The sequence below is a fragment of the Clostridium sp. AM54-37XD genome (genome assembly GCF_003478225.1).
GTDB classification, from domain to species: domain Bacteria; phylum Bacillota; class Clostridia; order Lachnospirales; family Lachnospiraceae; genus Coprococcus; species Coprococcus ammoniilyticus.
The window spans coordinates 49731-67666 of the sequence record NZ_QUEV01000013.1 but is presented as its reverse complement, the minus strand read 5'-3'; the positions used below and the strand labels follow the sequence as shown (position 1 = coordinate 67666).

At 39.1% G+C, this 17936-nt stretch carries 15 protein-coding genes and 1 CRISPR repeat array; of the genes, 3 read left to right on the top strand and 12 right to left on the bottom strand.

The features are described 5' to 3' along the window. Positions 1-52: 52 nt before the first annotated feature. Positions 53-616: direct repeats of the CRISPR family, unit length 36 nt; unit sequence GTTTGATTCACTTATTCACTTACAAGACTCTCAAAC. Between the two features lie 71 nt (positions 617-687). The 10 genes from csn2 to DXA07_RS11485 all read right to left on the bottom strand — a co-directional run bounded on the left by csn2 (position 688) and on the right by DXA07_RS11485 (position 10177). After that, positions 688-1332 carry a type II-A CRISPR-associated protein Csn2 gene (gene csn2 / locus DXA07_RS11535; RefSeq protein WP_118484709.1) on the bottom strand — a complete coding sequence of 215 codons (645 nt, stop codon included), beginning with the start codon at positions 1330-1332 and terminating at the stop codon, positions 688-690. Beyond that, positions 1329-1634, bottom strand: a complete 306-nt coding sequence (cas2, locus tag DXA07_RS11530) for a CRISPR-associated endonuclease Cas2 (RefSeq protein ID WP_118484708.1) — start codon at positions 1632-1634, stop codon at positions 1329-1331. Before cas2 ends, csn2 begins: the two co-directional genes overlap by 4 nt. A 4-nt stretch (positions 1635-1638) precedes the next feature. Continuing rightward, a complete protein-coding gene (gene cas1 / locus DXA07_RS11525; RefSeq protein WP_243015448.1) occupies positions 1639-2400 on the bottom strand; it encodes a type II CRISPR-associated endonuclease Cas1 in 762 nt (253 codons plus the stop codon). Between the two features lie 106 nt (positions 2401-2506). Further along, positions 2507-6535: a type II CRISPR RNA-guided endonuclease Cas9 gene (cas9, locus tag DXA07_RS11520; protein WP_118484706.1), complete on the bottom strand. Its 4029-nt coding sequence runs from the start codon at positions 6533-6535 to the stop codon at positions 2507-2509. A 537-nt stretch (positions 6536-7072) separates the two neighbouring features. After that, a complete protein-coding gene (locus tag DXA07_RS11515; RefSeq protein WP_117785333.1) occupies positions 7073-7465 on the bottom strand; it encodes a pyridoxamine 5'-phosphate oxidase family protein in 393 nt (130 codons plus the stop codon). Positions 7466-7500: 35 nt separating this feature from the next. Then, positions 7501-8121: a flavin reductase gene (locus DXA07_RS11510; protein WP_118484704.1), complete on the bottom strand. Its 621-nt coding sequence runs from the start codon at positions 8119-8121 to the stop codon at positions 7501-7503. Positions 8122-8350: 229 nt separating this feature from the next. After that, positions 8351-8980, bottom strand: a complete 630-nt coding sequence (locus tag DXA07_RS11505; RefSeq protein ID WP_118484702.1) for a manganese catalase family protein — start codon at positions 8978-8980, stop codon at positions 8351-8353. Further along, on the bottom strand, positions 8981-9244 hold the full coding sequence (locus DXA07_RS11500) for a spore coat protein CotJB (protein ID WP_118484700.1): 264 nt from the start codon (positions 9242-9244) through the stop codon (positions 8981-8983). 3 nt (positions 9245-9247) lie between these two features. Further along, on the bottom strand, positions 9248-9571 hold the full coding sequence (locus DXA07_RS13590; RefSeq protein ID WP_021943635.1) for a spore coat associated protein CotJA: 324 nt from the start codon (positions 9569-9571) through the stop codon (positions 9248-9250). 360 nt (positions 9572-9931) lie between these two features. Next, the gene (locus tag DXA07_RS11485) at positions 9932-10177 is read right to left on the bottom strand and encodes a type II toxin-antitoxin system prevent-host-death family antitoxin (RefSeq protein WP_118484698.1); all 246 of its coding nucleotides are present in this window, start codon (positions 10175-10177) and stop codon (positions 9932-9934) included. A gap of 195 nt (positions 10178-10372) precedes the next feature. Here DXA07_RS11485 and DXA07_RS11480 point away from each other — a divergent pair, with 195 nt between their 5' ends. Both DXA07_RS11480 and DXA07_RS11475 read left to right on the top strand, forming a co-directional pair. Next, positions 10373-10951, top strand: a complete 579-nt coding sequence (locus tag DXA07_RS11480; RefSeq protein ID WP_118484696.1) for a nucleoside recognition domain-containing protein — start codon at positions 10373-10375, stop codon at positions 10949-10951. Positions 10952-11245: 294 nt separating this feature from the next. Then, entirely contained in the window at positions 11246-11770 is a 525-nt protein-coding gene (locus DXA07_RS11475) for a nucleoside recognition domain-containing protein (RefSeq protein WP_118484694.1), read from the top strand. A gap of 31 nt (positions 11771-11801) precedes the next feature. Here DXA07_RS11475 and DXA07_RS11470 read toward each other — a convergent pair whose 3' ends face one another. Then, positions 11802-13607 carry a metallophosphoesterase gene (locus tag DXA07_RS11470; RefSeq protein WP_118484692.1) on the bottom strand — a complete coding sequence of 602 codons (1806 nt, stop codon included), beginning with the start codon at positions 13605-13607 and terminating at the stop codon, positions 11802-11804. A gap of 260 nt (positions 13608-13867) precedes the next feature. Here DXA07_RS11470 and DXA07_RS11465 point away from each other — a divergent pair, with 260 nt between their 5' ends. Then, entirely contained in the window at positions 13868-15484 is a 1617-nt protein-coding gene (locus tag DXA07_RS11465; RefSeq protein WP_117785327.1) for a CTP synthase, read from the top strand. A gap of 490 nt (positions 15485-15974) precedes the next feature. Here DXA07_RS11465 and DXA07_RS11460 read toward each other — a convergent pair whose 3' ends face one another. Beyond that, positions 15975-17846, bottom strand: coding sequence for a heavy metal translocating P-type ATPase (locus DXA07_RS11460; RefSeq protein WP_118484690.1), 1872 nt, complete (start codon positions 17844-17846; stop codon positions 15975-15977). Positions 17847-17936: the final 90 nt, after the last annotated feature.

Genomic DNA, 17936 nt, shown 5'->3' with positions numbered 1-17936 from the left:
TATTCACTTACAAGACTCTCAAACTAGTGGCAGGTATCGGTTGGTTCCCGATGTTTGATTCACTTATTCACTTACAAGACTCTCAAACGATCAAAAAACCCCTCGGAAATGGTAGCCAGGTTTGATTCACTTATTCACTTACAAGACTCTCAAACTGTAACAGGTACAAAACAAAAGATAGACCCGTTTGATTCACTTATTCACTTACAAGACTCTCAAACATAAAAAAAAGCACTAGGTAGCGGGGCTCAAGTTTGATTCACTTATTCACTTACAAGACTCTCAAACCTGCTTGTACTATATGCGTAGTTGTAATTTGTTTGATTCACTTATTCACTTACAAGACTCTCAAACTCAGCATTGCTGATATTTCTGTATTTACATGTTTGATTCACTTATTCACTTACAAGACTCTCAAACGCAAGGATTCGCTAGCAACTGTAACCGATGTTTGATTCACTTATTCACTTACAAGACTCTCAAACAGAGCCACTTTTAACTAAACTGTCAGTAAGTTTGATTCACTTATTCACTTACAAGACTCTCAAACCAAATCAGGGCGAATATTTAACTCAGAAAAGTTTGATTCACTTATTCACTTACAAGACTCTCAAACCCCAAATTGTAAAAATGAGGTTCTCACCGAGTTAAACATATAGACATATGCTGTAAGTTAATCTGATTCTATTATACAATATTCTTTATCAAGAATATACATTTTTCATATTCCAAACATTTCTTCTGCTGATTTTCGAATAAAATCAGATGGATTTTTTCATAAAAACAGCTTATATATAATTCTTTCAATTCATTTTCAGATAAATAGGTCTTCAGATTCACAAATATGAATACAGATATATGACATATCCGATGAAGAGTTTTAATATAATTACTTATCTTCTCTAATAATGAATCGCACTCATTATCAATATGCACATTATATAACTTTAACAACCCCTGAAAATTCTGTTCAAAATCGAATGTAACATCATATGGCACGGTCTCTATTGCCTGTGAGATCATTGAAACAATCTGTCCTTGCAACTCTGCCATTTCCTGAACAAACCAGTCATTTGCAGAATTATCAATCTCTTGGTATAACTTCTGGATTACTTTTCGTTCATTACAATCCAATAGAAATGGATTTATAATAACCGATGCTATTTTATCAAAGGTTAGAATCTTATCAGGCTCAGATAACACCCAGTTCTCTTCAGATATCATATCTTGTATCAGTACTGAAAAAATTTCAGGATTCTCCACTATTAAAATATTTATCATATTTTCTTCTATCTGAATGTCAAGATTATATAGTGAATATACTAATCTCATAAAATCACCAACCTTTGATCCGTGTTCAATACTTCATTTGAAGATTCTCCAACAATATATTCCATTTTCCCATATTGTTTTTCTGTAACCTTTAAAACTTGCACCAAACCTTCTGATGGTCTATTTTTTCGTATATTTTCTATTATTGTCTCTCCAACAGAAGAATTCTGTGCAAGTTTGCAATATACAGACTCCTGCATCATTAAAAATCCATTTTTCACAAGATATTTCCGAAATGTCCGATATGTTTTTCGCTGACTGGCAGTTATTACCGGAAGATCAAAAAAGACTACTATTCTCATATATCTATAACTCAAAGCTGTAAAATTTCATAAGAGATACGTCATTATCTCGTAATGCATCAAATATACTTTTACAATATAGTTTAATTGCATTACTAACATATTCTGTTCGTCCTCCTATAACAACCTCCTCCTGTAATATTCCTAATATCTGATGTTTTTCATCCGTTTCAAATTTCTCTGGTTTCATTACCACTACTTTTCTATCCACCAAAGGACGAAACGGTTCCATGAGATCAGATCCTAAATTAAACTGGTTAAACATATTATCATGAAACAGTCCAAATTGTGTTATATAACCATTTGAAACAATTTCCCGATTAAACATTGATAGTATAATACCATAGCCATAATTCAATGCTGCATTAATACTGTTCTCATCTGTTCTTGAAAAATCCAAACCAAACAGTGCATTAAAATATACTTTTGCAGCATGGCCTTCTCTGTTTGTTGCATCTCCATATTGCAGTTCTGTAATATATGTATCTAATTGATCTGCTTCTTTTTTATGAAATATCCGTAGCAAATCTGCCTGTTTTCGTATCTTTTCAGCAACAATTTCTGTCCATATAAGAGATTTCTTTTCTTGATTCCATTTAATCTGTTCCCTTACTTTCGCACTTGTATCATGACTTCCGTAATACGGGATTAGTTCTGATGATGGATTTCTCTTTTCATCACAGAAAACTACTTTTATTTTCTTTTTCATCAATTCACTCAACAATGCTGCAGTTATTGATACTGCTGTAGATTCTATGATTACCAAGATATCTCTGTCAGATGAATCTTGGTTACTTTATCTGTCCGGACAACGAGATATCCTAATTGATAATCCATTTTTGCGCTATTTGCTACTACTATTGTGCGCCAACTCATACTGTCAGCAGATTAACTCTCTGCTCATATAAACCTGTTACTGATTGATTAATCAATGTCACTTCTCTTTCTTCGGATACAGTTTTACTTATTTTCATTGATCCTGTCGTTTTGGACTCATTTATCAACTCCAAATTTGCTCCACCTAACGCAATCTGTGTCAACTTTAATATCTCTAATAAAACAGTTACCTGATCATTCAGGTTTAAATTAATAAATTCTTCTCTACGCTTAACAAGTTTTTCACCTACCGGGTTTGGCCGTTGACTATATATGGTATTATTATGTTTATCAACCAAAATATCATATAATACTAAATTTTTATCTTTTGTAATATTCTCATCATTCCCTTTCTCTAATTTTTTAATATAATTAACCCACTCCTGCTTTAAACATAACGAAACTGTGTTTCTTACATATAACTGATTTCCCGTCTTACCTGTAATCTGCATATAATATCCATTTCTCTTAATCAAAGACTGAATCAAGATTTTACGCACTCGTATATCAGGATTACTTAACTTCAAAACTTCCAGACAATATCTTTCCAACTCTGCTGGATTTTTTTCTATGCGTTCTTTCCACATAATCGGTACACTTTCAATTGTTCGAATACGTTTTCCCTTTTTACCATCATGTTCTACCAACATAAAATATGCAGTTGACACACTGGTAAATCCGCCATATTTCGTAACATCCTGCATTCTTTCATCTGAACTCTTCAGCGGAATATATGTTCCTTCTTTTGCCTTACTAGCCGAATATAACGTTTGATTAGCCAGTCCTCCTGTAACCTCATAACTCATTCTAGTCAACAAAGGTGTATTTCTCGCCATCGTTCTTTTTATTGTTTCCATTGTTGCAGTCTGCCCATTTCCTGATTGTGCAACCCAGCCTATATCATCACCACGTTTCACATCCTTAGCAAACATTTTTCCAAGATTATATGTTCCATGCTCTCGGATAAAATTAATCGGGTTCTTAGTAAACTTCACATAATATACATTACCTATAACTATATTAAGATACGCATCATGTGCGTGATGAAAATCATTTACAATTCTGGACTTCAGTAAATCATTATCACTTCTGAACTCAGACACATTTCTTGCTTTGGCATATACTAATGTAGTATCTGGCAAAGCTTCCTGTAATATAGTCGCAACTCCTTTTGTACCCTGACTTGTTTCAACTAACTGTCTTGCAATAAACCCTGCCTTTTGTTCATCAGTAAATGGATTTCTTCCAGTTAATCGTTTTAACTTTTCGTCATTAATAAGATTTTTTCTATGTAGTTCTCTCCACCAATTCACCTGTTTTTCATAGATACCAGACTCCAACGGATACACATCGCTTTTATGCGCATTTGATTGTTTTTCAACCAACACCATATTGTTTTCAAGATTATCATCCTTTACATAATGTCTTGGATAAATATGATCAATATCGTAAAGGTTATTATTAAATAACTGATCCAGATCAATTGGTCTTCCTGTATACATACATCTTCCCATCTGGGTAAGATACAGATACATTTTTTTACTTCTGATTCTTCCATCTTTATCAGCATCTTCTATCACTTTACGCCAGTCTTTATCCTCATCTTTTATCTTTGAATAAAGCTCATAAAATTTCTTAGCTCGTGAATCCTTTATATCATTTTTCTGCCCATGTTCACGCGTCATTTCAATAAATAATCGCTCTGGTTGACATCCCATAACCTTTGTTACTTCTTTAATGATTAGAATCGTCTGCCATATCATCCTCTTTACCGGTGCTGAAAAATACATATGGTCTAAATCTTCCGGCTGTAATTCAGTTAATACCTTATATGTTGACTCCTGCATATTTTCAAGTTCTTCTTTGAATGTATAGGAATCCTGAGCAAGCAATTCCATCAGATTATCGTTTGTTTCCCATAACATACGAATTAACGAATTAACTTCCCCTGTCTCCTTGCTGCACCCCTGAAGTTCCAGAAATTTTTTTGACAAATTTCCCCAATCTCTGAATTTTATTCCAAGAATACGCTTGATCTGTGCATCTGTAAGCACTTCACCATATTTCTCCAGTAATTGTTCTTTCAGAAAATGCTTAGAATCTCCATAAACGGTACACCAGAAAATAATCTGTTCAACCATTTTTTTGCATGAATCCTCATAAATCGCATCTCCAAATATTGCTTTAAACTTTGCAAATGATTTTAAAGTATTATTTAAACCATCCATTAAACCTGTAAGTTGTTCTTCGTCTTCTGCCTTTATTACTCCCCGCCCTACAAGATATTGCATAAGACTCTTTTTAGTAACGCGTTTTCCCTTTTCACATAATGTTCTATATATGTCCTGTTTAATATCTACTGGAAGCTTCTCACCATATACCTTTATATTATTTAATTCATTTAATACACAAAAACTCTCATATTCCAACGACTCTTTCGGTAGAACCTGTTCATCATTCATATATGTGCATCTTCTTACCATGCGTGAAATAAATTTCTCTGATGTCTTTTTCATATCAATCTTCTGATCAATATTCCATGGAAGCACTTTTCCTTCTTCTTTACGAACTACCCATCCATTTCCACCAAACTCTGCACTTTTCTCGGTTGTCGGTCCAATATAATAAGGGATCTGAAATGCAAATAATTTCTGAATCCTTTCAGAAACCGTATAACCGGACTCATCTTTTTCCTTAAGAAACGGCAAATAATTTTCTGCATTGGCAAGAATCTTCTTCATTTCCTTTAAATGAATCTGATTTGGGATAACACCATTCGATGCAGTCAACTGTTTAGGCAAGAAATTATCCAACTCTATCTGCATCATAATATATGTCTTTTCTTCATTTTCCGGCATATCTTTCAATATTTTTTTCAGTGTAGAATACAGATCTTCTTTTTTATTTCCATCCATATTCCTTCTTTGCTTTTCATGTGAATTAACAGAATGCACATACGCACTATATGAACCTTTTTCTGTGCCTCTAAACAGGAAATCAAACTGATGCTGTGTTCCATATTCTTTTATGTAATGTTTTAAACAGGCTAAGTCACTCTTATGTTTTTCATATTCAGCAACTCTGGCATCCGACAAATATGTATATCCATTCATTATTCGATTCAATATAGCTGCATCATATATTTCTTTCATTATGAGTATTAAATCATATTTTTCTTCACCAATAGCCTCACTGATTTCTGTTGCTTTTTCTTCAAATGCAATATCTGAAAAATTAACCTTTATGGTTTTATCAAAATCCTCTGGCAAAGTGTCTCCAAACATTAACTTTACACTTTTATCCAAACCGAGCATACATTCAATTAATGCATATTGTTGTTTATCCTTCCGTGTTACATGTAACAACTCTGCAATTAATTCGCCCTTTCTTTTTCGAGATAAATCATTACTACTCAAATAATTTTCCAGCTCCTCATACCTTATGTCCGTGGCAAAAGAAACTCCCAATTGCTCTGCAGCCTTATCTACAAAATCCGTATATATATCTTTAATCTTCCTGCTTTCCCCATCCGCACTAAGTGTAGCATTTAAGAAATGTCCTCTGTGTTTAAACATATTCAATAATGCTAAATATACCAATCGTACATCATGTGGCTCTTTTGATTTAATCAACTCCTGTCTAAGATGAAAAATTGTAGGAAATTCTTTGAAATATTCTTTATCTGTATATTCCGCATCATTAAATATCCCATTACTTTCTCTTACAATCTCGTCTTTATCTTCCTCATGATATTTACTGTTTTTTAATCTCTGATAAAAATTAGGATCTACCTGATGTATCGCATCATGAAAATATTCCTGTAACAGACCAATCCTGGCTACCTGTCTCTGTCTTCTTCGTCTGCTTACACGATGTGTCCGACGTTCAACTGCTGTAGCTGCTTCTTCAAATTCACGTATTCCCCACATATCTTTTCCTTTTCTTCTAAGCAGTTGATAGTGTTCATCTGTTACTGCCCAGCCTACCGACGATGTTCCCATATCCAATCCCATAAAATATCTCATACCATTTCCTCCTAAAATTAAAATTATCTATTGCATTTTTATGAACAACCTGTTATCCTTAAATAGAACTTACAAGACGAGTGCAAATAAGGTTTATCCGAATCCGTCGTAAGACTCTACATGGTGTAGAACAAATAGACTTGGTAACAAGTCTTTTTTTGTGTCTTATTTTTCTGTCTATGTAGCAATTTTCTTATTCTGGTTAGAATCATTATACAAACTATGATGTACAAAAAATTTCTCATTGTATATGTTATTGTTTATTATTGTGAATTTTTATTTGCTGCGAAGATATACTATCTTTACAATCAAACAATACACATTCATTCTTGGAGCTTAAGTGATAAACTTAAAGAAATGTTATCTCAGACCCGCCCCCTTTTATTATGGAAATATTATACCTTTATTTGTCATAATGTGCAATAATATACGCATATTTTGTCAAATTTTAGAAAATACACTTTCAAATACCAATAATTCAAATGCAAACACCCCCGCTTATACAAGCGAGGGTGTTTTTCAAACTATGTAATACATTTAAAACTTCACAACTTCCGGTTCATGTGTAAATGATGAGAATGTTGCTGTGGCATTCTTAAAATAAAATACCTCCGTATTACCATCATCTGCGGAATACATCTTCTGTAATGAAGGGTATGCATCCAGCATAGACTGTCTTGCTTCTCTGCGGTCATCTTCCACCAGTTCTCCTGCTACACGAAGCCATTCTCCATTCATAAAAGCACAGATCTCAACCTTCGGATTTGCATGGATCTGCTTTGATACATCTTTTACTTTTCCTGTCTGTATGTATAACTTGCCTTCAAAAATATGGGCAGTTCCAAATGGTCTGACTCTTGGCTGGTCACCCTCTACAGTTGCTAAATAATAAGTTTCTGCGTCCTTTAAAAATTTTGCTACTCGTTCCATAGCATTGTCCTCCTGTTTATAAGCTTTTTAATAGCTTACGCCTCATACACCGGCTCAAAATCCTCTACCCCATGTCCACATATCGGGCAGGTGAAATCTGCCGGCAGCTCGCTTCCTTCATATACATAATTACAGATACGGCAGCGCCAGCCTACGATCTTTTTGTCCTGGGCTTTCGGTTCTGCTTTTGGTTTTACCTTTGTCTGATAATCCGCATAAGTCAGCGGTGCATTTTCATTGATCAGCTTGGCATCTACGACTTCTGCGATAAATAACGTATGTGTGCCGAGGTCACGCTGTTCTACCACTTTTCCGCTGATCACGGCACAGGCATTCCATCCCATATACGGAATGTCATTGCAGTCCTTTGGCATTTGCAGATCTGCGAATTTGTCCACATCTCTGCCGGACTGGAACCCGAAATGTTTTATCGTTGCAAATGAGCAGGTCTGATCCAGAATACTCAAAGCGAATATCCCGCTCTCTTTCAACAAGTCACATGTATAATTCGTGTTTAATACAGATATCGCAACCCGAACCGGATTGCCTGCCACCTGTATACATGTATTTGTGATACAGCCATTTACCTTCTCCCCTGATTTGGTTGATAACATGAATACACCATAAGATAAATTATAGATTGCTTTTTTGTCCATATGCTTGTACCTCCCTATAAAGTATGATTTGTTTTTCTACATCCGTGCCAACAAATAATTTTATATTCATTATACCACAAACTGAATTAATTTATAATCCTTTTCAAGAATTATTCTCAATAATAGTTCTGAAAATATCAGGCAGCTTGATATCCCTGATTCAGGATTACTGCCTGATATTTTTTCTATCACTACTATATAATAATAAATAACCGGTAGCTGCTATCTTCTACTTCCCGCATTTCTCCACGCATGGAGCACTTGTATCAAATGCTGAGTTAAATGCATAGAAGTTCTTTGTATCCATCTTGTCACGGACAATGCCAAGGCTTTCACCGAAACGCTGGAAATGTGCGATCTCACGTTCACGAAGGAATTTGATCGGCTCATATACATCCGGATAGTCCTTGCAGAGACGCAGGATATTGTCATAAGTCGAGCGGGCTTTCTGCTCTGCTGCCATATCTTCGAAAAGATCCGTGATCGGATCACCCTTGCTCTGGAATTCGCAGGCGTTAAATGGAATGCCGCCTGCTGCCTGCGGCCAGATTCCTAAGGTGTGATCGATGTAATATTTGTCAAATCCCGATGCCTTAATCTCCTCGATCGATAACCGGCAGGTAAGCTGGTAAATGATCGTGGCAACGATCTCCAGATGTCCCAACTCCTCTGTACCGATATCAGTAAGAATCGCTTTCACCTTATTGTCCGGCATTGCATAACGCTGGGACAGGTAACGCATAGATGCACCCATTTCACCATCCGGTCCGCCGTATTGTGAGATTATTGCCTGCGCAAGCTGTGCATTTGTCTCTTTGATATTTACCGGAAACTGTAATCTTTTTTCATAGATCCACATTTAACAACCACACTCCCTTTCCCATGGCCAAGGTTTGTCAACCCAGTCAAAATAATTGTCATCATTTACCTGATATCGGTTCAACGGACCATAGGCGGTCGTGTATTCGCGGACTGCCTGCTGCCGCATTGCTTTATAGTTGTTGTATGCTGCCAGTGCCTTTGGACATTCCGGGTGAGTGTCCAGATACAGGGAAATGTCATCCAACGCGAAGGACACTTCTGTTATAAAGGCAAAGAGCTGCTGTTTGTTCATATTATTCATTGCCTATTTCCCCCTTACACCACAAAAGATCAGATTCAGATCCGGGAACATGGTTCCTTCGCACAGACCCTTTTTCGCATCATAGAGTTCCCCAAATTCCTGACTTGGCACATACGCCATACCAATCGGATGCGGACTGAATCTGCCACAGGTCTCTACATCCTTTCTTGTTGTTTCGCAATGATCCTGTCTGGAAGGACAGCCGCCTGTGCCCTGACGGTTTCCATTGCAGGAAGAGGCATTGCGGTTATTTGCATATTGCATCATGAGATTTGGCTGAGCAGGATATCTGCCGCCATTTCTGTTGCAGTTTCTATACTGTTCCAAATGAATATACCTCCTGAATTTACATATTATTCATCTCTCTATACTTTATGGGGAAAATGTGAAAATGTGACATATTACAGGATGATTGAGACGAATACATATAAAAAGAGCAGTAAATCTGATAATTTTACTGCTCTTTTTATATGTATTAATTTAACAAATTTTCTATATTTCTTGCACCATACAATAACCGTCGTACTTCCATAATATCATCAATTACCACATAATAAATCACATAATTTCTTACATAGATCCGGTAATATGGATATTCACGTTTTTTTCTGGAATGATATGGTTCAAACGCTACCGGATTGTTTAATCTGTCAAATATCTTAGCTTGTAGATTTTATCTTGCATCCATCACACTCCTGCTTTGCTAAATACTTCTTCATGTGAAAGTCTTTTATCTGTCGCTTTTGCCTGTCTGTCAGCTTCATCAAGTTTCATTTCAACATTCTCTGTAAGATTAGCATACTCTTCCATACTTAAAACAACCATCGCCCCATATCCATTTTTCGTTAAATATACAGGCTTTCCACTATTCACAATTGTTTCAATTTCAGGGAACTTATTTCTAAGATCTGAAACCGGTCTAATCTGTATCATTTTTATCACTCCTTTTTATTCCATGCTTCTTGTTGTTAATATATTATCATTATTTTATCGTTATTCTGATATTATTGCAATATAGAATATATAAAATTCACATTGTATGAATTTAAAAATCGATAATACTATAGCATACTTCCCCCATATTCCCGCATATATTCATTATGTAAAAGCAAAATCAAAGGGGCTTCTATGATTAATCTGATCTGGGCTGCCATGATCTTAGTCGGTATTATCACCGCACTTCTGACTGGGCATATGGAAGATGTGAATGCAGGTATCATTGATGCCGGGAGTGACGCCGTTTCACTCTGTATTACCATGCTTGGAATTGTTACGATGTGGTGTGGAATTATGAAGATTGCAGAACGCACCGGTCTGATGAAAAAATGGTCGTCGAAAATGTCCCCTGTCATGAGATTCTTATTTCCGAGACTTTCCCCGGAGCATCCGGCATATGAATATATGTGTACGAACATCATTGCAAATATTGTAGGGCTTGGGTGGGCTGCAACACCGCCGGCACTAAAGGCGATGCAGGAGCTGGCTAAGGACAACAAGGGAAGCAAATCTGCCAGCCGTGAGATGTGCGTCTTCCTGATTCTGAATATTTCTTCGCTGCAACTGATCCCGGTAAATATCATTGCCTATCGTGCAACCTATGGCTCTGAACATCCTACCGCCATTATCCTGCCCGGCATCATCGCAACGGTCTGCTCCACCGCCGTCGCCGTCCTGCTGGCTGTCATTATTAACAAACGAGGAAAATGAAGCGGCGAGTTCACTTAGAAATCTTTAATAAGCAGCGCAGTTGACTTTCATAATACAGAATATATCTGTGTATATATTTCGGTTTGGCAGGTTATTTATCGCAGACGTATGTCTGATTTTGGAAAAGTCAACGAGCATCGTTTGAGTTTTCGAAGCATGTTTGAGCCTGTTTACAGGCGAGTTCGCGTAGAAAACTCATAATAGACAGCGCAGTTGACTTTCAAAATCGACATGTCTGCTAAATAACCTGCCAAAACGAAATAAACATACACAGAATCTTAATGGAGGCTTGTCATGCTGACAACAATCTCAAACAGTATCATCCCGATGGTCATATCTGCTGTTGTGTTATATGGCTGTATTAAAAAGACGAATGTCTATGAAGATTTTATTGATGGGGCATTTGATGGAATGAAGATCGTAGTCGAATTAGTTCCAACACTGATTGGTCTATTTGTGGCTGTGCGAATCTTGAATGATTCCGGCGCCCTTGACCTGATCACAACCGCGCTGAAGCCGATTGCTTCTCTCATACATACCCCGGATTGTGTGATCCCCGTCATCATAACGAAGCTGTTCTCCTCCGGGTCTGCCACCAGTCTGATGCTTAACATCTTTAACGACTATGGACCTGATTCCAGAGAAGGGCTCACCGCTGCCATTATCCTTAGCTGTACGGAATCTTTATTCTATACGATGTCTGTATATCTGATGGCTGCTAAAGTCCGCAAATCCCGATATATCATCCCCTGCGCCCTGTTGTCTCTCGGTGCAGGGATCGTCGTAAGTATCCTGCTGGCAAATATGTTAGTATCCTAGGGCACCTGTTTTTCAAGTGCCCTTTTTCTTTTTATTCTAACATCCGCATCGCTTCTTCCATCACCTGAAGCTTGTAGATCGTCTGCGCTACAAGATCTTCTCTGGCATTCACATCCGACTGGATTTCTCGCCGCTTCGTGTCCTGTAACTGATATCCGGTTCTGACTTCGTGAAGCTGCTCGCCTTTTGCAGCCAACTCGCGTTCAAGCCGTTCTGCATCTGCGCGTTCTTTTCGTATTCCGTCTGCCTTATTCTGATCGATCAGTCGCGCAAATACGTAACCGATCACAAAACAGAGCACGATCGCAAGTATTGATGTAACCAGAAAACGAACCACATCTGTACCATTCATACGCTCTGACATTTGAATGTACGCCCGTGGCATCAGGAACAATTCCATGATACAGAATATGACAAATGGAACAATGGCGGCACGGATACCGGTTCGTATCCATTTGCTTCTGTGTCTTGGTACGATCTGCGCCTGATTGTTCCGAGCAGTCAGAAGCTCCAGTTTGTTCTTCCGTTCCATTGCCCATGCTTCATTTAAGCGTTCCAGTACATCCGGACTTTCTGCCAGCCGTTCCTTTGCCTGTTCATATGCCTGAATATCCTTTGAGGTACGGAGTTTATCCATATCCTGTTTCAGATTCTCAATCACTACCCGGATCGTTTCCTCATAAAGCCGGTCATTCATTTTCCGGCTGCTTCTGGTGTATATCTTTGATCGTTCTATAACGAGGTCAACTGCCAGCTTCGCCCCATCCTCCCGGATCGGAGAGTCGGCATCCAGTTTATCAAGCAATCGTCCAAATGCATTTCCCCGGTTTGCTTTTCTGTATTCATCATAATCCTCACGCTGATACACTTCTCCGATCAGCGCGGCAATCCGGTAAGTGACCAGTGCCTCCTGCAAATGAAAGGTCTTCTCACATTTTTCCGGTCGTACCAGATAGATCGAATAAATGTTTTTTTCTCCCTCTCTTGCAATAATACGATGCAATTCATCTGCCAGTTCTTCATCTGAAATATAATTACTGACCGGATAGCGGATCGTCTTATATTCTTTTTGTGATGCAGGCACAAGCCGTACCGATACCACGCCATCTGATAACTTTCCCTGCACATAGCCATGCGGTCCGGTCTCCCTGTTATTGTCCGGTTCCAATACACCCGGATAACAAATCCTGCCATTGTACATATTTTTATAGGAAGCTTCATGTCCTAATCCGATATAATCAAATCCTGCTTTCCGGATTGTCGGATAATCGATCGGTATCGCGCCATGATTTCCGGCATGAGCCAGCAGAATATTTGTCATCTCATTATCCGCCGGTGTCAGTTCATCTAAAACTGCCATCTGCGCTCCGGCACTATAATAGCCGGCACAATAAAGTACCGCATTTTTTTTCGGAAACCGGATAACATCGATCATGGCAGTTGCATTTTCATGTTTTACTCCATATATTGCAGAGCCTGCCGGAACCGGATTCCGATACTCGCTGCAGCCTGCCACATAAATATTTGACCGGAAAGAATAGCCCGTAAGTGCACTATCTGATTTCATGTAATCATGATCTCCCTGACAATAAATGACCGCCGTTTTATCAAGCGGCAGAAATATCTCATCAATCCAGGCAAGATCTTCTTCTGTTGCCGGATGGTCAAAGAGATCCCCTGTGATAAATACAAAATCAGCCTGTAATTTTCCTGCATCAGAAACAACCTGTTTCAAGGTCATTATCCCGTCCTTTTCACAGGTCTGTCCGAACAGTAATTTGTCTGCTTTTCGTCCGATATTCACATCACTGATATGGATAAACTGAATTGCTTCCATCGAGATCTCCCGTCTTCTCACTTCATTTTCCTGTCAAATGTATATTTTTCACTTTATTTTCTAAAGTTCGTGAATAATTTTCCATAATTTTATTAAGTTTGACTTCTTATATACTATCATACCATATTTTTATGCCGGATACATCCTGTTTTTCGATACGGCTGATTGACTTTTGAAAAATGCTCTCGTATAATAATGAGTGTTTTTTTAATGAGAGCGTATGTCTATGCGTTTTTAGAATATATCAGGAGGAAATTATTATGCCTATTAAGTACGTGTTTGTCACAGGCGGTGTCGTATCCGGTCTTGGTAAAGGTATCACTGCTGCCTCCCTTGGTCGTCTGCTCAAAATGAGAGGCTACAAGGTTACCAGCCAGAAATTCGATCCATACATCAACATGGATCCGGGTACTATGAACCCGATCCAGCATGGTGAAGTATTCGTAACCGATGATGGTGCGGAGACTGATCTGGATCTTGGTCATTATGAGCGTTTTATCGATGAAAGTCTGAATAAGAATTCGAATGTTACGACCGGTAAGATCTACTGGAGTATCTTACAGAAAGAACGCCACGGCGACTTCGGCGGACACACCGTACAGGTAGTTCCACATATAACAAATGAAATCAAAGAGCGCTTCTATCGGAATCCGGATGCAAAGGATACCGAGGTTGCGATCATCGAAATTGGCGGTACAGTCGGTGATATCGAGAGCCAGCCTTTCTTAGAGGCGATCCGTCAGTTCACACATGATGTCGGACATGAGAATTGCATTATGATCCACGTTACTCTGATTCCTTATCTGAAAGCTTCCGGTGAATTAAAGACAAAGCCAACGCAGGCGAGTGTTAAGAACCTGCAGGGAATGGGTATCCAGCCGGATATTCTGGTCTGCCGTTCTGATTATCCACTGGATCAGGGCTTAAAGGATAAGATCGCATTATTCTGTAATGTACCTAGCCAGAATGTCATCCAGAATCTGGATGTTGATGTATTATATGAAGTTCCTCTCGCTATGGAGAAAGAGCATCTCGCTGATGTTGTATGCAAATGCTTACATATGGATTGTCCTGCTCCGGAACCACATGCATGGAAGGAATGGAATGATATGATCACTGCCTGGAAGAATCCGGAAAAAAAGGTTCGTGTTGCTCTCGTCGGCAAATATGTCTCACTGCATGATGCATACATTTCCGTTGTTGAATCCTTAAAGCATGCCGGTGTTGCAAACGATGCCGAGGTTGAGATCAAATGGGTAGATTCCGAACTTGTAACTCCTGAAAATGTGGAAGAAACACTGGGTGACGTCGATGGAATCCTTGTTCCGGGCGGTTTTGGTGACAGAGGTATCGAAGGCATGATCACAGCGATCCGGTATGCAAGAGAGAAAAAGGTTCCTTACCTTGGTCTGTGTCTCGGTATGCAGCTCACGATCGTTGAATTTGCAAGACATGTCCTTGGTTATGCAGATGCCCACAGTTCAGAATTCAATCCGAACTCTTTCCATCAGGTTATTCATATCATGCCGAATCAGCATGATGTAACAGACCTCGGTGGAACATTAAGACTTGGTTCTTACCCATGTGTACTCAGCAAAGATTCCAAATCCTATGAGCTCTATGGCACAGAATATATCCATGAGCGTCACAGACATAGATATGAAGTCAACAATGACTACCGTAAGGCTTTAACAGATAATGGTATGGAACTGGTTGGTCTCTCTCCTGACGGTCACATCGTTGAGATGATCGAGATTCCGGATCATCCTTGGTTTATCGGAACTCAGGCGCATCCGGAATTCAAATCCAGACCAAATAAAGCACATCCGCTTTTCAAAGGCTTTGTTGCTGCGGCACTCGCTCACGAAGAGCAGTAGTTTATGCGAACACTTTACAACTGGTGTGTTTGCATAAATCTATGAAAAAAAGAAGATCGTCTTACCTATTATTGCGCAAGTCGTTTGCACTCTATTTCAACGCAACGGTACTAAGCTCCTCGCCTTTGGCGACTCACTAAGAACCGGCGTTGAAACAGGCTTGCTTCATAATAGTAAGACGATCTTCTCTTTTTATTCAAATTCTCAATATGCAAACACACCAGTTATAAAGTATTCGCTTTCGAATCATCTTGATTTATTCATAGATCTATAGTTTGAAACGCTCTCGTCACAAGCAACAAATTAAAAATACCATATAAAAGAAATGAGACATCTATATTTTATGTAGCAGACCTATTCGAACGCCGGTTCTTAGTGAACTGCCATAGGCAGTGAGGTTAGAACCGCTGCGTGAGAATAGAACGAAAGTGTTCTGCGTAATAAAGATATAGATGTCTCATTCTTATATGGTATTTTTATTTATACATCATCATGGCTTCAGTGCACGGGTTGCGTTGATGATCGCGAGGAAGGCAACACCGACATCGGCGAATACCGCTGCCCACATATTTGCAAAACCAAGGGCACCGAGTACCATAACAATGATCTTGACAGCAAGTGCAAACACAATGTTCTGCTGCACGATACGAACCGTCTTTCTGGCAATTGCATATGCTACGGCAATCTTGCCCGGATCATCATCGATCAAAACGATGTCTGCTGCTTCAATCGCAGCATCCTGACCCATAGCTCCCATTGCGATACCGACATCGGCACGCATTAAAACAGGCGCATCATTGATTCCGTCACCGGTGAAGATCAATGTACTGTCTTCATCCTTCTCGCGGAGAAGCTGTTCTACTTTATCTACCTTATCACCCGGCATCAGCTCTGCACATACAGTATCAATGCCAAGCTCTTTTGCTACACTGTCAGCAACCTCTTTCTTATCACCGGTCAGCATAACAACATTATCAATTCCACATTTCTTGATTGATGCGATCGCATCCTTAACGCCATCCTTGATCTCATCAGCGATCGTGATACATCCCTTATATGCACCATTTTCCGCTACGAAAAGGACTGTTCCAACCTTGGATGGCTGTTTTGCTCCTGCCATAGATATCTTTCTGGAATCCAGAAGCTTCTTATTTCCGACTAACACTTCTTTTCCATCTTTTAAGACCTTGATACCCATTCCGGAGATTTCCTCATATCCATCGAGGCGGTCGATCTGTACCGTTCCCTTATATGCAGCCTTGATCGATGCTGCGATCGGATGGTTGGAGTAATATTCGCCATATGCTGCAAGTTCCAGAAGATCATCCTCACTGATTCCATTTGCACATGTCTCTACAACCTTGAATACACCCTTTGTCAGAGTTCCGGTCTTATCAAATACGGCAATCTTTGCTTTACCCAGAAGTTCCAGATAGTTACTTCCTTTTACAAGGATACCTGCCTTGGATGCTCCGCCGATTCCACTGAAGAAACTAAGTGGAATGGAGATGACCAATGCACATGGACAGGATACTACCAGAAAGATCAGTGCACGGTGGAACCATTTACCAAATTCACCTACAAAGATCGGCGGAATGATCGCTACTGCAAGTGCAAGGAAACATACGATCGGTGTATAGTATTTTGCAAATCTGGTAATGAACTGCTCGTACTGTGCTTTTCTCGTACTTGCATTTTCCACCAGTTCCAAAATCTTCGATACGGTCGAATCGTCAAATTCCTTTGATACCTTGACACGGATCACACCGTTCTGGTTAATCACACCACTTAACACTTCGTCACCAACAGACAGCTTTCTAGGTACGGATTCACCGGTAAGCGCTGCTGTATCTACAAATGTTTCACCTTCGATAACAGTACCATCGAGAGGAACTTTTTCACCCGGCTGCACGATGATGATATCACCGATCGCAACTGTCTCCGGTTCTACCTGAACGATCTGTCCATCTTTTTCAATATTTGCATATTCCGGCATAATGTTCATCAAATCTGTGATACTGGCTCTTGATCTGTTGACTGCATATTTCTGGAACCATTCTCCGACCTGATAGAACAGCATAACGGCTGCCGCCTCGCCAAATTCTCCGGTTCCGTATGCGCCTACAGTTGCAACTGCCATCAGGAAGTTTTCGTCAAATACATGACCCTTGCTGATATTTTTGATTGCCTTTAAAAGGACATCATATCCTGCCATCAGATATGGTACTGCGAACATCGCAGCCTTTACAACTGTATCCCACACTCCATTCAAATGGATGAGCTTCTCTGCAATCTCGCATGCGATAAATACCACCAGTGCAACGATGATTCGAATTAACATCTTTTTCTGCTTCTTACTCATAATCCATCACCTTTTTTCTGCTATCTGCGATAATTTTCTTATTTTATCTTCTCTTTCAGCTTATGTAAATCTGTAACGTCTTAATGTTCA

Coding starts and splice junctions, on each gene's coding strand:
- csn2 (WP_118484709.1), bottom strand. CDS start 1,332: ATGAGATTAGTATATTCACTATATAATCTTGACATTCAGATAGAAGAA.
- cas2 (WP_118484708.1), bottom strand. CDS start 1,634: ATGAGAATAGTAGTCTTTTTTGATCTTCCGGTAATAACTGCCAGTCAG.
- cas9 (WP_118484706.1), bottom strand. CDS start 6,535: ATGAGATATTTTATGGGATTGGATATGGGAACATCGTCGGTAGGCTGG.
- DXA07_RS11515 (WP_117785333.1), bottom strand. CDS start 7,465: ATGGAACGAGTAGCAAAATTTTTAAAGGACGCAGAAACTTATTATTTA.
- DXA07_RS11510 (WP_118484704.1), bottom strand. CDS start 8,121: ATGGACAAAAAAGCAATCTATAATTTATCTTATGGTGTATTCATGTTA.
- DXA07_RS11505 (WP_118484702.1), bottom strand. CDS start 8,980: ATGTGGATCTATGAAAAAAGATTACAGTTTCCGGTAAATATCAAAGAG.
- DXA07_RS11500 (WP_118484700.1), bottom strand. CDS start 9,244: ATGAATAATATGAACAAACAGCAGCTCTTTGCCTTTATAACAGAAGTG.
- DXA07_RS11485 (WP_118484698.1), bottom strand. CDS start 10,177: ATGATACAGATTAGACCGGTTTCAGATCTTAGAAATAAGTTCCCTGAA.
- DXA07_RS11480 (WP_118484696.1), top strand. CDS start 10,373: ATGATTAATCTGATCTGGGCTGCCATGATCTTAGTCGGTATTATCACC.
- DXA07_RS11475 (WP_118484694.1), top strand. CDS start 11,246: ATGCTGACAACAATCTCAAACAGTATCATCCCGATGGTCATATCTGCT.
- DXA07_RS11470 (WP_118484692.1), bottom strand. CDS start 13,607: ATGGAAGCAATTCAGTTTATCCATATCAGTGATGTGAATATCGGACGA.
- DXA07_RS11465 (WP_117785327.1), top strand. CDS start 13,868: ATGCCTATTAAGTACGTGTTTGTCACAGGCGGTGTCGTATCCGGTCTT.
- DXA07_RS11460 (WP_118484690.1), bottom strand. CDS start 17,846: ATGAGTAAGAAGCAGAAAAAGATGTTAATTCGAATCATCGTTGCACTG.